Origin of the sequence: Microbacterium sp. 69-10, from assembly GCF_001897945.1 — a bacterium.
Lineage (GTDB): Bacteria > Actinomycetota > Actinomycetes > Actinomycetales > Microbacteriaceae > Microbacterium.
Genome location: NZ_MKRT01000004.1, coordinates 43,476 through 57,182, shown reverse-complemented (window position 1 = coordinate 57,182; position 13,707 = coordinate 43,476). Strand labels below are relative to the sequence as shown.

Here is a 13,707-nt window from a genome sequence, read left to right as displayed (position 1 = left end):
TCGGCGAGACAGGAAGCGAGATCCCCGTCGTCATCGACGAGGGTCGCACCTTCGATCTGCGTCCGGTGACATCCGATGTGAACGGCGAATTCCTGGCATCCGATCCTGTCGGACGGACGCGAGCCGCGCTGGACGCGGGCTCCCTTCCCGAGCTGGCGGACGCGGATGCCCTGCGCATCGGCGCCCCCATCGCGCGGCCGAGCGCGGTGATCTGCATCGGAATGAACTACGCCGCGCACGCCGCGGAGTCGGGTTCCGAGCCGCCGACCATCCCGATCCTGTTCCTGAAGACGCCGAACACCGTGGTCGGCCCGAACGACGCCGTCACCATCCCACGCGGAAGTGAGAAGACCGACTGGGAGGTCGAGCTGGGCGTCGTGATCGGCACCCGCACCGCTTACCTGGACTCGCCGGAGGAGGCGGATGCCCACATCGCCGGCTACGTGCTCGCGAACGACGTGTCGGAGCGCGACTTCCAGATGGCCGTGTCCGGCGGGCAGTGGTCCAAGGGCAAGATCGCCGCGGGCTTCAACCCCACCGGACCCTGGCTGGTGCCGGCATCCGAGGTCGACTCGACGAACCTGCGCCTGCGCAGCTGGGTCAACGGCGAGCCGCGTCAGGACTCGAACACCAGCGACCTGATCTTCGACGTGCGCACGATCGTGCACCACCTGTCGCAGTACGTCACGCTCGAGCCCGGCGACCTGATCCTCACCGGCACCCCGCAGGGCGTCGCCCTCTCGGGGCGCTTCCCCTACCTGAGCCCCGGCGATGTCGTCGAGGTCGAGATCGACGGCCTGGGCCGTCAGAAGCAGGAGTTCGTGGCATGGGCGCGCTGAGTCTCGAAGGCCTGGTGGCGATCGTCACCGGCGGAGCATCCGGAATCGGGGCGGCGGTCGCCCGTCGCCTGCATGAGGAGGGCGCGCAGATCGCCGTCCTCGACCGCGACACGTCCGGAGCGGATGCCGCATTCGCGGCGTTCACGGCCGACGTCTCCGACCGCGCTTCCGTCGACGCCGCCGTCGCGGCGGTCGCGGAGCGGTTCGGCCGCATCGACATCGTGATCAACAACGCCGGCATCGGCGCACAGGGCGATGTCACCGCGAACGACGACGACGAGTGGGCCCGCGTGCTCTCCATCAACGTCACCGGCATCGCGCGCGTGACCTCGGCGGCCCTGCCCTGGCTGCGCAAGTCGCCCTCGGCGGCGGTCTGCAACACGGCATCCATCGCCTCCACGACCGGCCTGCCGCAGCGCGCGCTGTACTCCGCGTCGAAGGGCGCGGTCTCCGCGCTGACCCGCGCGATGGCCGCCGACCACCTGCGCGAGGGCATCCGTGTCAACGCCGTGAACCCGGGCACCGCCGACACCCCCTGGGTCGGGCGCCTGCTGGACTCCGCCGCCGACCCCGCCGCCGAGCGCGCGGCACTGAACGCCCGCCAGCCGCACGGCCGCCTGGTCTCCCCCGACGAGGTCGCCGGCGCCGTGCTGTACCTCGTCAGCCCGGCATCCGGGTCGACGACCGGCACGTTCATCGAGGTCGACGGCGGCATGGCCGCCCTGCGCCTGCGCGCCGAGTAGTCCGTCGCGGCCCCCTCGCCGCCCCAGGACCGTCCAGGTATCAACTTCTGGTGGAATCCGCCCCAGGACCGTCCAGGTATCAACTTCTGGTGGAATCCGGGCCTGCCAAACAGCGGATGCTGATACCTGGACGGATGCCGACGCCGCGAACGCCCCCTGTCGACCTGCCTGTGGATAACTTTCGCAGCCACCCCGCGGCTTCGGGCAGATTCTGCACATGCGAAGACCCATTCCTCTGCCCGATGGGCTCGGGGCCCGATTCCGGGTGCGCGACGCCGTGGATGCGGGCGCCACACTGACCCATCTGCGCCGCGCCGGCCTGGATGCGCCGTTCTGGGGAATCCGATCGATCCCAGTCGATCCTGACCTCTCCGAGTTGGACCCGTTCGCACGCCAGGCCGCGGAGCGCCGGATGAAGGCGCGCGCCTTCATCCCCCGACTCGGCGACGGACAGTTCTACAGCCACGAGACGGCAGCGGCGCTGCTCGGCGGACCTCTTCCCCTGCGATGGCTCGCACCAGGCGTGGCGGCGGACGGGCGCGACCTCGACGTCCATGTCAGCTCGTTCGGGGAGGGTCCCATCCCGCGCGCGAACGGCATCCACGGGCATCGCGCCAACGTCGCCTGTCGCTTCTTCGTGGCACGGGACGGTGCGCAGATCGCGCGCCCCGAGACCGCGTGGGCGCAGCTCGGTGGATCCCTGAGCGTCATCGACCTCGTCACGCTCGGCGACTTCTTCTGCCGGATGTGGCGCGAGGGCTACGGCCGACGGGATGCCGGAACGCCTCCGTTGACGACGATCGACCGACTGCGCTCGACCATGAACGGCGTGCGATGGCGCGGCATCCGACGCCTCCGAGAGGCGATCGAGCTCGTCCGGGAGGACTCATGGTCGCCCCGCGAATCGGCGGTCCGCTTCCACCTCGTGACGGCCGGGCTGCCCGAACCTGCACTGAACGTCGACGTCTTCGACGACTTCGGGCTCTTCTTGGGGTGCGTCGACATGGCATATCCCGATCAGAAGGTCGCGGTCGAGTACCACGGCGAGCTGCACCATGCCCAGTACGCGGCCGATGTCGAGCGCATGGCTGCGCTGCGTGCCGCCGGCTGGACCATCATCGAGGTGACGTCGGCGCTGTTCGCCCGCCCGGAGGAACTCGTCGCACGGGTGCGCATCGCGCTGCGGGGCCGGTGACGCCGGCGCCGCTTCCAGGGGTGTCATCGATGGCACTCCAGGTATCAACTTCCGCCGGAATCCCGCATCCAGAAACCGCAGATCTTGATACCTGGACCGTCCGTCGCCGCCTGGCAACGTCGCCCGCCGGCGGCGGTGCCAGGCCAGCCGGCCCGGCGCTCCCGCGTCAGCGGATGCCGTAGAACGTCAGCGCGTTCGACCAGAACAGCGCCTCGGCGTCCAGGCCGCGCAGATCCGCCCAGTCGGCGACCGTGCGGAACCAGCGCTGACGGGAGCCCACCACGTACGCCCCGCCGGCCAGACGACCGGCGTCGATCGACGACACCGGCCAGTCGCTCCCCCACATCAGCCGCTCCGGCCCGAACGCGTCGAGCGCAGCATCCAGGAACGGCTGCAGCTGAGCATCCGTCCACACTCCGCCGGACTCGGCGGGCAGGCCCGACATCTTGCAGAACACCTGCGGATGCTGCGCCAGCGCGCCAAGATCGCGCTGCCAGTCCGAGGAAGGCGCCGCCGGCACGGACGCCGATCCGACCGCAGGCTTGCCGGCGTGGTCGAGCACGATAGGCAGATCCGGGACGGATGCCGCCAGCGCGGCCACATCCGCAAGCTGGTGCGCCCGCACACAGGCGTCGAAGGTCCAGCCGCGGCGTGCGACCTCCCGGGCGCCGCGCTGGAACGCCGAACTCAGCGCGAAGCCGTCCGGCTCTCCCTGCAGCAGGTGCCGCACGCCGACGACCCGATCGAACTCGCTCAGCGCCTCCAGCTGCGCATCCGTCGCCGCACCGCGGTCCAGCCGCGCTCCGGCGACGATCGCCACCACTCCCGCGGCGAGCGCGATCGAGTCCACCCAGCGCACCTCGTCGAGGGACTGCGACTCGATCGGGTCGGCCTGCACGAAGATCGCGGCCTCCTCCGAGACCCCCTCGAGCTGCTCCTCGTAGATCTCTTCCTCGGCGAACCGCCAGGCCAGCGGACCCTCGAGCCATTCGTAGGTGAGGACCTCCGGGTCCCACAGGTGCAGGTGGGAATCGATGACGCGCATGGCACCATCCTGCCGGAAACATCGGATGGCTGTGCGAAGATGTGGCCATGGCAGTCACGGATGAGGCGATCGAGAAGATCAAGGCGATGATCGTCACCGGCGAGCTCGGCCCCGGCGACCGGCTTCCGCCGGAGAAGGAGCTCGCCGAGCGGCTCGGCCTGTCGCGCAACTCGATGCGCGAGGCCGTCAAGGCGCTCGAGGTCATCCGAGTGCTCGACGTGCGCCGCGGTGACGGCACCTACGTCACCAGCCTCGAGCCGCACCTGCTGCTGGAGGCGATCAGCTTCGTCGTCGACATGCACGACGACAGCTCGCTGCTCGAGCTGTTCGCCGTGCGGCGGATGCTGGAATCGCAGGCCACCGGCCTCGCCGCCGGCAACGCCAGTGAGGAGCAGGCGCAGGGCCTGCTGGACGAGATCGGCTCCGTCGACGCGGATGCCGTCAGCATCGACGATCTCGTCGCCCACGACATCCGCTTCCACGGCTCCATCGTGCGACTCGCCGGCAACGACTACCTCGCGAGCCTGATCGACGGGCTCAGCAGCCAGACGATCCGCGCCCGCGTGTGGCGCGGGCTGACGGAGCAGGGCGCGGTGGAGCGCACACTGTCCGAGCATCTGGCCATCGCCGAGGCGATCGCCCAGCACGACTCGGCGCTGGCGACCTCGCTGGCCACCGCCCACGTCGCCGGCGTGGAGCGCTGGCTGCGTCAGGCCGCGAACGCCTGACACGGGGAACGAGGCGCCGTCAGGCTCCCAGGCGTCCCATCGCGGCGTCGAACTCGGCGGCGGAGGAGTCGCTCACGGGATCGTGCAGCAGCGCGTCGAGCACGTCGGGTGCGGCCGTGAAGTACGGCACGCCGGCGAGCCGCAGCTCGACGATGTCCTCCGGGGAGCGCAGGCTGGCGGCCAGCACGTTGGTGTCGGTGCCCTCGCATACGGCCTGCATCCGGGTGATGAGGTCGGCGCCGTCGAGGCCGGCGTCCCGCATCCGCCCGAGGTAGGGAGCGATGTACCGCACCCCGATGCTCGCGCACGCGAGCGCCTGCGCCACGGAGTAGACGGCGGTCACCAGCACCGAGGCGCCGTCGCGGACCAGGGCGGATGCCGCCGCGAAGCCCTCCGCGGTGGCGGGCACCTTCACGGCGACCCGCTCCCCCAGGTCGAGGATGCCGGCGGCGTTGCGCAGGAACGAGTCGCGGTCTCCGCCCCAGGTCTGGAAGAACACCTCCTGCGCGCCCTCGGCGACCCATCGTGCGTACAGCGACGGGATCTCGGATGCCGTGCGGCCGCCGCGCTCGAGGATCGTCGGGTTCGTCGTGACGCCGTGCACCACGCCCGCGGCGAGCGCTGCGCCGACCCGCTCGATGTCGGCACTGTCGACGTACAGCCGCGGCGCGGTCATCCGATCTCCTCTCCCGCCCGACGGCGAGTGCGCGCAACCTGTCACTACAGGCCACTCTGCCGATAATGTAATGACAGCGTCCATCTGAAGTCAAAGACGATCGGGAGAACATGACCAGCGACCAGCCCGCCCGCACCGGCGTCGTGATCGTCGGAAGCGTGACCGCTGACGTGACCACCTTCTCCCAGCGCCTGCCCGCGCGGGGCGAGACCATCCTCGGAGATCAGTTCACGCTGCTGCTCGGAGGCAAGGGCGCGAACCAGGCCGTCGCCGCGGGCCTCGCCGGCGCCCGCACGAGCTTCGTCGGCTGCGTGGGGGACGACCTGTTCCACGACCTCATCGTCGACGGGCTCAGCGGCGCCGGCGTCGACCTCACCCACCTGCGCACCATCCCGGGCCCCACCGGCATCGCGCACATCCGCGTCGACGCCTCGGCGCAGAACGACATCGTGATGGTGCCGCTGGCGAACGCGCAGCTCAGCGCCGAGCAGATCGACGTCGCGCTCGAGGCGCTCGCGCCGACCACCTCCGTGCTGCTCACGCAGCTGGAGACACCGGCATCCCTCACCCTGCACATCACCCAGCGCGCACGCCAGCTGGGCATGACCGTGGTGCTCGACCCCGCACCGGCAGCGACGCTGGACGCGGAGGTGTGGCGCAGCATCGACATCGTCACCCCGAACGAGACCGAGGCCACGCTGATCAGCGGGATCGAGGTCACCGACGCGGCCTCGGCGGAAGAGGCCGGTCGCTGGTTCCTGGCGCAGGGCGTGGGCTCAGCAGTGATCACCATGGCGGAGAAGGGCTCCTGCGTGGTGACCGCCGAGGGCACCTCGTTCATCGAACCCATCCCCGTCGAACCGATCGACACGACGGCCGCCGGCGACGCCTACGCCGGATACCTGGGCGCCGCCCTCGCCGAGGGCTGGACGCTCGCCGACGCCACCCGCCTGGCCAGCGCCGCCGGAGCCATCGCCGTGACCCGCCAGGGCGCGTCGCCGAGCCTTCCCGTGCGCTCCGAGGTCGACGCGCTGCTGGCCGCGCAGCAGAAGTAGGAGGAGCCATGCGCAAGACGTCCACCACGATCAACCCGGCCCTGTCCCGGGTGATCAGCGAGACCGGCCACACGGATCTGATCGTCGTGACGGATGCCGGGCTGCCGATCCCGCCCGGGTCCGAGCGGATCGATCTGGCGTACCGCCCCGGCGCCCCCGCGTTCTTCGACGTGCTCGACACCGTGCTCGCCGAGATGGTCGTCGAGGGTGCGACGGTCTCCGCCGAGGTCGCGGAGGTCAGCCCGCACGTGCTCGACGCGCTGCGCGAGCGCCTGCCCGGGATCGAGATCGAGCTGGTGCCGCACGTGGAGTTCAAGCAGCGCACGCATGCCGCGCGCGCCTTCGTGCGCTCCGGCGAGTTCACGCCGTACGCCAACGTCATCCTGCACGCCGGCGTCGCATACTGAGGAGCATGATGACCACGGGGGGAATCGACCGGCTCTCGGCCACGCCCATGTACGACCAGCTGCGGCAGCTGATCATCGACCACATCGAGCAGGACGGCCTGCATCCGGGCGATCCGCTGCCCGGCGAGCACCGGCTGTGCGAGCAGTACGGGATCTCGCGCACGGTCGTGCGCCAGGCGCTCGCGCAGCTGGAGCACGAGGGCCTGGTCGAGCGGGTCAAGGGCAAGGGCACCTTCGTCGCCCGCCCGCGCACCAGCGAGTCGCTGGTGCACACCCTCGTGGGTCTGTACGACGAGGTCGCGAGCCGCGGCGGCCACGTGCACAGCGACATCCTGCGGCACGAGGCCATCGAGGCGGATGCCGAGGTGGCGGCCGCCCTCGAAGTGGAGGAGGGATCGCCGATCGTGGTGCTGACACGTCTGCGGCACGTCGACGGCGACGCCTGGTCGCTGTCGACGACCTGGATGCCGGAGGCCGTGGGCGCGGTCACCCTGGGCGCGGATCTGCACGAGACCTCGCTGTACCGGCTGCTCGAGGAGCACGGGATCGTCGCGACCAGCGGCGTGCGCTCCGCCGAGGCGACGGTCGCCACCCACGAGCAGGCGCAGCTGCTCGGCGTGAGTGCCGGCTCGGCGCTGCTGCGCCTGCGCAGCGTGAGCCGCGACGCGTCGGGCACCCCGATCGAGTTCTTCATCGCGCACCACCGCGGCGACCGCTCGCGCTTCGAGTTCCAGCTCGGCCCGGAGGCCTCGCGCGGATCGCTGGTCCGCATCCCCTGAGCCGCGCAGCGGATATTCTCTGAGTCGACACACGATCGAGGGGGAGACGACGATCATGCGCGAGGAAGACGCACCTGCGCCGGGGGCCGAGTATCCGGTGATCCCGCCTGCGCCGCCGGAGACGACGGATGCCGCACGCACGGCGTCCCCGGCGATGCCGACCGTGCCGCCCTACGGCGCACCGGTCAACGGTGCTCCTGTCCCCGCGCCGCCCGCGGCACCGCCCGCCGCGCCGCCCGCGTGGGGTGGCGCGCCCGCGCAGCCGTATGGAACGCAGCCGCACGGCCTGCCCGCCGTGCCCGCACCGCCATACGCCACGCAGCCCGCACCGCCTTACGGTGCGCAGGCCGCGCCGCCTTACGGGGCACAGCCGTACGGGGCGCAGCCCGCACCGCCCTATGGCACCCAGCCGGCTCAGCCCTACGGCGCACAACCCGCTCAGCCCTACGGTCTGCCGTCCGGACCGCCGTACGCAGCGCAGCCCGCGCCGGCGCGCGGCGGCGCACAGCCCGCAACTCCCACCGCGCAGTCGTACGGCCTGCCGCCGACCCCGGTCTGGGGCGGGCAGCCGTCCGCTGCGACGCCCGCATCCTTCGGGCCGGGCCATCAGCCCGAGCAGAGCTCGCAGCGCTGGCTCACGGCGGTCATCATCGGCGGCATCGTGGTGGGTGTCGCGATCCTCTTCGTGCTGATCCGGCTGCTGCTGGTCGGCCCCGCCGGTGTCTTCGACTTCACCTCGGCCCCGGCCCCCGCGTCGACGTCCGACTCCGACTCGCCCCCGGCGGGCTCCGACGACACGGCATCCGGTGAGGACTCCTCCTCGGGCGCTGCCGCCACGATCGGCGACGAGCTGCAGGCGAAGATCGACGAGTACCGCACAGCGCGCGACGACGGGTCTCTCTGGCAGAAGATCCCCGACAACGAGTTCAACCGCACCGCCGTCACCGCGTTCCTGTACATCGTCACCAACCTGAAGGCCGCGACGATCTGGGGCGTCACCGACGAGCAGGCGCGGGAGTACACGGCGAAGGTCGCCGATGTCGAGGCGAAGCTGCTCGCACAGCAGCCGCTCGGCGAGGACATCCACATCACGCTCGAGACGCGCACGTTCGACTACGACGGCTCGACCGGCGAAGGGGGCTACACCGACAACTGACCCGAACGGAGCGCCCCGCTACGCTCGAAGCATGAGCGACTGGGTCAGTTCCGCCATCCGGGTCCTGGAAGCGGATGGCAACCGCTCCGCCGACACGCATCTGCACCTGTTCCCGCTGCCCGCCGACTGGGGCATCGACCTGTACCTGAAGGACGAGTCGGTGCATCCGACCGGCTCGCTCAAGCACCGCCTGGCCCGCTCACTGATCCTCTACGGCCTGGTCAACGGCCTGATCGACGAGGGAACCACCCTGGTCGAGTCCTCCAGCGGATCGACGGCCGTGAGCGAGGCGTACTTCGCCCGGATGCTGGGCCTCGACTTCGTCACCGTCGTGCCACGCTCCACCAGCCCCGAGAAGATCGACCTGATCGAGTTCTACGGGGGCAGCTGCCACCTGGTCGAGCACGCCTCCGAGATCTCCTCCGAGGCGCGCCGGCTGGCCTCCGAGTGCGGCGGTCACTACCTCGACCAGTTCACCTACGCCGAGCGCGCCACCGATTGGCGCGGCAACAACAACATCGCCGAGAGCGTGTTCAGCCAACTGGCGCAGGAGCGGCATCCGGTCCCCCGGTGGATCGTGGTCGGCGCGGGCACCGGCGGCACCAGTGCCACGTTCGGCCGCTACGTGCGCTACCGCCGCCATGCCACGCAGGTGGCGGTGGTCGACCCGGAGGGCTCCGCGTTCTACGCAGGGTGGAAGGGCGATGCGGATGCTTCGGGCAGCCCGTCCCGGATCGAGGGCATCGGCCGCCCGCGCGTGGAGGCGTCGTTCGTGCCGAGCGTGATCGACGAGATGATCCAGGTGCCGGATGCCGCGTCGGTCGCCGCCATCCGGCTGCTGCGCGAGCGCACCCTGCACTGGGCCGGCGGCTCGACCGGCACCAACCTGTACGGCGCCTTCGAGCTGATCGGACGGATGCGGGACGCGGGCGAGACCGGCAGCGTCGTCACCCTGATCTGCGACGGCGGCGCCCGCTACGCCGAGACGTACTACTCCGACGACTGGGTGGCCGCGCAGGGCTGGGATCTCGCGCCGCACCGCTCGCGCATGGAGGCGTTCCTGGCCGGCGCGAGCTGGGTCTGAGCCGGCGCGCGGCCATAACTCCGGAGATCCTGGCTGGATTCCGGCCACCGAGGCCCGATCGCGCTCCGAGCGGCAGATTTCTCCGGAGTTGTGGCGCGGGCGCGATGAGCACAAGGCTACGCTGAGCGCATGACCACGCTCATCCTCACGGTCGCGGGAGCGGATCGCCCCGGACTCGTCTCCGCCGTCGCCGACCTCACGGGCGCCTACGGGTGCAACTGGGAGAACAGCAGCCTCGCCGAGCTCGCCGGCACCTTCGCCGGCGTCATCCAGCTGACCGTCGACGACGATCGGGTCGACGAACTGCGCGACGCCCTGCGCGGCCTCGACGGGATGCTGGCGGTGATCGTGAGCACCGGATCCGACACGAGCCCGGCGCCCGAGGAGCGGCACGTGTCCGTCACGGTGCTGGGCGATGACCGCCCCGGGATCGTCCGCGAGGTCGCCGGCGTGCTCAGCGCGCATGCGCTCAGCATCCGCAGCATGACCACCGAGACCCGCGACGCCGCGATGGCCGGCGGGCGGCTGTTCGAATCGGCCGTGACGGCGTCGGCCCCGGCATCCGCCGATCTGGACGCGCTGCGCGCCGACATCGAGAAGCTCACGCACGACCTGCAGGTCGACATCAGCATCCTGTGACAGCGGCGCCGATCGCCGTGTCCGGCAGGCGGAAACGACCGTCCCCGCGATCGTCGCTGTGCCACAGTGGGGAGTGCGCTGCCGCCAGACGCAGCGGGAATGCCGAGGATGCCCATGTCCGATGACCGCGACGCGCGCGTGATCTCCGCCCTCATCGCCGCACTGCCGGACGGCTCCGTCGTCTCGAATCCCGACTCGCTGCAGGCCTACCGGCGCGATCGCGCCGAGGACCCGGATGCCGGCACCCCGCTGGCCGTCGTGCGGGCGACGAGCACCGAGGACGTGCAGGCGGCCGTGCGCATCGCCGCGCGCGAGGGCGTGGGGATCGTGCCGCGCGGAGCCGGGTCCGGACTGTCCGGCGGGTCGTCGGCGGTGGACGGCGCCATCGTGATCTCACTGGAGCGCATGCGGGACATCGTCGTCGACCCGGCGCTGCAGATGGCCGTCGTGCAGCCGGGCGCGTTCAACGTCGAGGTGAAGGCCGCGGCATCCGAGCACGGCCTCTGGTACCCGCCGGACCCGTCGTCGCAGGAGTTCTGCTCGATCGGCGGCAACATCGCCACCAACGCCGGCGGGCTGTGCTGCGTGAAGTACGGCGTCACCACCGACTACGTGCTGGGCCTGACGGTCGTGCTCGCGGACGGCCGGGCGATCACGCTCGGCGGGCCGCGACTGAAGGATGTGGCGGGCCTCTCGCTCACCAAGCTGTTCGTGGGCAGCGAGGGCACACTCGGGATCGTCACGGAGGCGATCCTGCGGCTCGTCCCGGCCCAGCGCACGCCTACGACGCTCGTCGCGATGTTCCCGACCGTGGAGGGCGCGATCAGGGCGGTGGTCGACATCAAGGCCGCCATGCGCCCGTCGATGCTGGAGTTCATGGACCGCGTCACGATCAACGCGGTCGAGGACATGATGCGGATGGACCTCGACCGCGATTCGGCGGCGATGCTCATCGTGCAGTCGGACGAGTCCGTCGAGGTCGCGGCCGCGCAGATCGAAGCCATCGAGCAGACCTGCGGCCTGCACGGAGCATCCGAGGTGTACGCGACCAGCGATCCGGACGAGAGCGAGGCGCTGATCGAGGCCCGCCGGCAGGCGATCCCGGCGGTCGAGAAGCGCGGCGCGCTGCTGCTGGAGGACGTCGGCGTGCCGCTGCCGCGCCTGGGCGACCTGATCGACGGCATGCGCGCGATCGCCGAGGCGCGCGGAGTCGAGATCGCCGTGGTCGCACACGCCGGCGACGGCAACACGCATCCGCTGATCGTGCTGGACCCGACGGATGCCGAGCAGCGCGCGAACGCCGACCTCGCCTTCGGGGAGGTGATGGCGCTCGCGATCGAGCTGGGCGGCACGATCACCGGCGAGCACGGCGTCGGGCGGCTCAAGCAGCCCTGGCTGGCCGACTATCTCGGCGACGACGTGCTGGAGCTGAACCTGCGCATCAAGAAGGCGCTCGACCCGCAGAACATCCTCAACCCGGGCGCGATCTTCGGTCTGCTCTGACGCCCTCGGCGATCGCCCCACAAGGACGCTCCAGGTATCAGCTTCTGCTGCCCAAAGCGGCCCGACTACCTCCGAAGCTGATACCTGGACGTTCCCTGGGGTGCTTCAGACGAAGCACCCCAGGGAGGCGGATGCCTCAGACCAGGCGCTTCTTCGGGGAGACCGTGTAGGTGTCCTCGGGGTCGTCGAACACGACTCCGGCGAGCGCGGTGTCGATCGCGGTCATCACCTCGGCATCCAGCTTCACGCCGGAGGCCTTGACGTTGTCGGCGAGCTGCTCGGGGCGCGACGCGCCGACCAGGGCTGCGGCCACGTTCGGGTTCTGCAGCACCCAGGCGATCGCGAGCTGCGGCATCGTCAGGCCCGCCTCGGCCGCGATCGGCTTGAGGTTCTGCACGGCCGCGAGGATGTCGTCCTGCAGGAAGCGCTGGATGAAGTGCGCACCCGAGTGCGGGTCGGTGGCGCGGGAGCCGTCCGGCACCGGCTGACCGGGCAGGTACTTGCCGCTGAGCACGCCCTGCGCCATCGGCGACCAGACGATCTGCGAGATCCCCAGCTCCTCCGAGGCCGGCACGACCTTGCCCTCGATCACGCGGTGCAGCATGGAGTACTGCGGCTGGTTCGAGATGAGCTGCACGCCCAGTTCGCGAGCCAGTGCGTGGCCCTCGCGCAGCTGCTCGGCGGTCCACTCCGAGACGCCGATGTACAGCGCCTTGCCCTGGCGGACCACGTCGGCGAAGGCCTGCATGGTCTCCTCGAGCGGGGTCTCGTGGTCGTAGCGGTGCGCCTGGTACAGGTCGACGTACTCCACGCCGAGGCGCTGCAGTGAGCCGTCGATCGAGTCGCGGATGTGCTTGCGGCTCAGGCCGGTGTCGTTGGGGCCCTTCGGGCCGGTCGGGAAGTAGACCTTGGTGAAGATCTCCAGTCCTGCGCGGCGCTGACCCGCGAGCGCCTTGCCGAGCACGACCTCGGCGGCCGTGTTGGCGTAGGTGTCCGCGGTGTCGAACGTGGTGATGCCGGCATCCAGCGCGGCGTGCACGGTGGCGACCGCAGCGTCGTCGCCGACCTGCGAGGCGTGCGTGACCCAGTTGCCGTAGGTGATCTCCGAGACCTTGAGACCGCTGTTGCCGAGATAGCGATAGTTGACCATGGTCCAACGCTATCCCCCTCCCAGCACCACGAGGGCGGGCTCTGTCACACTGTTCCCATGCCCACCCAGCCGCGGCTGCTGTACGTCGAGGACGAGGCCGAGACCGCCGCGATCGTCGTCGAGGTGCTCTCGGACGAGTACCTCGTCGACCATGCGCGCACGGGCGAGCGCGGGCTGGAGCTCGCCCTCGGACAGCGGTACGACGTGATGGTCGTGGACCGGCGCCTCCCCGGTATGACGGGTGCCGAGCTGCTGCAGGCCGTGCGCACCGCGCACATCACGACTCCGGCGATCATGCTCACGGCACTCGGCACGGTGGCCGACCGGGTGAGCGGCCTGGATGCCGGGGCCGACGACTACCTGCTCAAGCCCTTCGACTTCGACGAGCTGCGCGCCCGGCTGCGCGCGCTCCGGCGGGGACGCGGACCGGGCTCGCGCCGGGAGATCGGCGACTGGCTGTTCTCCACCACCTCGCTGGCGCTCTACGGCCCGGACGGCGGACGCGTGCCGCTCACCCAGGCCGAGGCCGACCTGCTCGAACTGCTCACCTCCAGCCCCGAGCACGTCTTCTCGCGCGAGGAGATCGTCGCGAGCCTGCTCCCGGGCGGCTCGGCGGGCACCGTCGACGCCTACGTGCACTACATCCGCCGCAAGTCCACTCCCGAGATCATCGACACCGTCCGCGCACGCGGCTATCGCAGCGGGATG

Annotated in this window: 15 protein-coding genes; 12 read left to right on the top strand and 3 right to left on the bottom strand. The window is 70.8% G+C overall.

The window, feature by feature from the left end; translation table 11 throughout:
• Positions 1-20: 20 nt before the first annotated feature.
• From BGN97_RS01500 to BGN97_RS01490, 3 genes are all read left to right on the top strand, one after another.
• Positions 21-839 carry a fumarylacetoacetate hydrolase family protein gene (locus BGN97_RS01500; RefSeq protein WP_292697487.1) on the top strand — a complete coding sequence of 273 codons (819 nt, stop codon included), beginning with the start codon at positions 21-23 and terminating at the stop codon, positions 837-839.
• Positions 827-1,582: an SDR family oxidoreductase gene (locus tag BGN97_RS01495; protein ID WP_285637929.1), complete on the top strand. Its 756-nt coding sequence runs from the start codon at positions 827-829 to the stop codon at positions 1,580-1,582. The genes BGN97_RS01500 and BGN97_RS01495 overlap by 13 nt, the downstream gene beginning before the upstream one ends.
• A 217-nt stretch (positions 1,583-1,799) precedes the next feature.
• On the top strand, positions 1,800-2,777 hold the full coding sequence (locus tag BGN97_RS01490; protein ID WP_292697431.1) for a hypothetical protein: 978 nt from the start codon (positions 1,800-1,802) through the stop codon (positions 2,775-2,777).
• 166 nt (positions 2,778-2,943) lie between these two features.
• Here BGN97_RS01490 and BGN97_RS01485 read toward each other — a convergent pair whose 3' ends face one another.
• Positions 2,944-3,822, bottom strand: a complete 879-nt coding sequence (locus BGN97_RS01485) for an amidohydrolase family protein (protein WP_292697429.1) — start codon at positions 3,820-3,822, stop codon at positions 2,944-2,946.
• 47 nt (positions 3,823-3,869) lie between these two features.
• On the opposite strand from BGN97_RS01485, the gene BGN97_RS01480 reads away from it, so the two are divergent.
• Complete coding sequence (locus tag BGN97_RS01480; RefSeq protein WP_292697427.1) at positions 3,870-4,550, top strand: FadR/GntR family transcriptional regulator; 681 nt, start codon at positions 3,870-3,872, stop codon at positions 4,548-4,550.
• 19 nt (positions 4,551-4,569) lie between these two features.
• On the opposite strand, the gene BGN97_RS01475 is transcribed toward BGN97_RS01480, so the two are convergent.
• Entirely contained in the window at positions 4,570-5,226 is a 657-nt protein-coding gene (locus tag BGN97_RS01475) for a transaldolase family protein (RefSeq protein WP_292697426.1), read from the bottom strand.
• 110 nt (positions 5,227-5,336) lie between these two features.
• Here BGN97_RS01475 and BGN97_RS01470 point away from each other — a divergent pair, with 110 nt between their 5' ends.
• From BGN97_RS01470 to BGN97_RS01440, 7 genes are all read left to right on the top strand, one after another.
• Positions 5,337-6,281, top strand: coding sequence for a ribokinase (locus tag BGN97_RS01470; RefSeq protein ID WP_292697425.1), 945 nt, complete (start codon positions 5,337-5,339; stop codon positions 6,279-6,281).
• 8 nt (positions 6,282-6,289) lie between these two features.
• Positions 6,290-6,688: a D-ribose pyranase gene (rbsD, locus tag BGN97_RS01465; RefSeq protein ID WP_292697424.1), complete on the top strand. Its 399-nt coding sequence runs from the start codon at positions 6,290-6,292 to the stop codon at positions 6,686-6,688.
• A gap of 5 nt (positions 6,689-6,693) precedes the next feature.
• Entirely contained in the window at positions 6,694-7,467 is a 774-nt protein-coding gene (locus BGN97_RS01460; protein WP_292697422.1) for a GntR family transcriptional regulator, read from the top strand.
• 55 nt (positions 7,468-7,522) lie between these two features.
• The gene (locus BGN97_RS01455) at positions 7,523-8,623 is read left to right on the top strand and encodes a hypothetical protein (RefSeq protein ID WP_292697420.1); all 1,101 of its coding nucleotides are present in this window, start codon (positions 7,523-7,525) and stop codon (positions 8,621-8,623) included.
• 31 nt (positions 8,624-8,654) lie between these two features.
• Complete coding sequence (locus BGN97_RS01450) at positions 8,655-9,707, top strand: PLP-dependent cysteine synthase family protein (protein ID WP_292697419.1); 1,053 nt, start codon at positions 8,655-8,657, stop codon at positions 9,705-9,707.
• A 129-nt stretch (positions 9,708-9,836) separates the two neighbouring features.
• Positions 9,837-10,346, top strand: a complete 510-nt coding sequence (locus tag BGN97_RS01445; RefSeq protein ID WP_292697417.1) for an ACT domain-containing protein — start codon at positions 9,837-9,839, stop codon at positions 10,344-10,346.
• Positions 10,347-10,460: 114 nt separating this feature from the next.
• Complete coding sequence (locus tag BGN97_RS01440; RefSeq protein ID WP_292697415.1) at positions 10,461-11,849, top strand: FAD-linked oxidase C-terminal domain-containing protein; 1,389 nt, start codon at positions 10,461-10,463, stop codon at positions 11,847-11,849.
• Positions 11,850-11,985: 136 nt separating this feature from the next.
• Here the strand turns inward: BGN97_RS01440 and BGN97_RS01435 are convergent, their stop codons facing one another.
• Entirely contained in the window at positions 11,986-12,999 is a 1,014-nt protein-coding gene (locus BGN97_RS01435) for an aldo/keto reductase family protein (protein WP_292697414.1), read from the bottom strand.
• A 57-nt stretch (positions 13,000-13,056) separates the two neighbouring features.
• Here BGN97_RS01435 and BGN97_RS01430 point away from each other — a divergent pair.
• Positions 13,057-13,707, top strand: a 651-nt coding sequence (locus BGN97_RS01430) for a response regulator transcription factor (RefSeq protein WP_292697413.1), incomplete at its 3' end; no start/stop codon positions are given.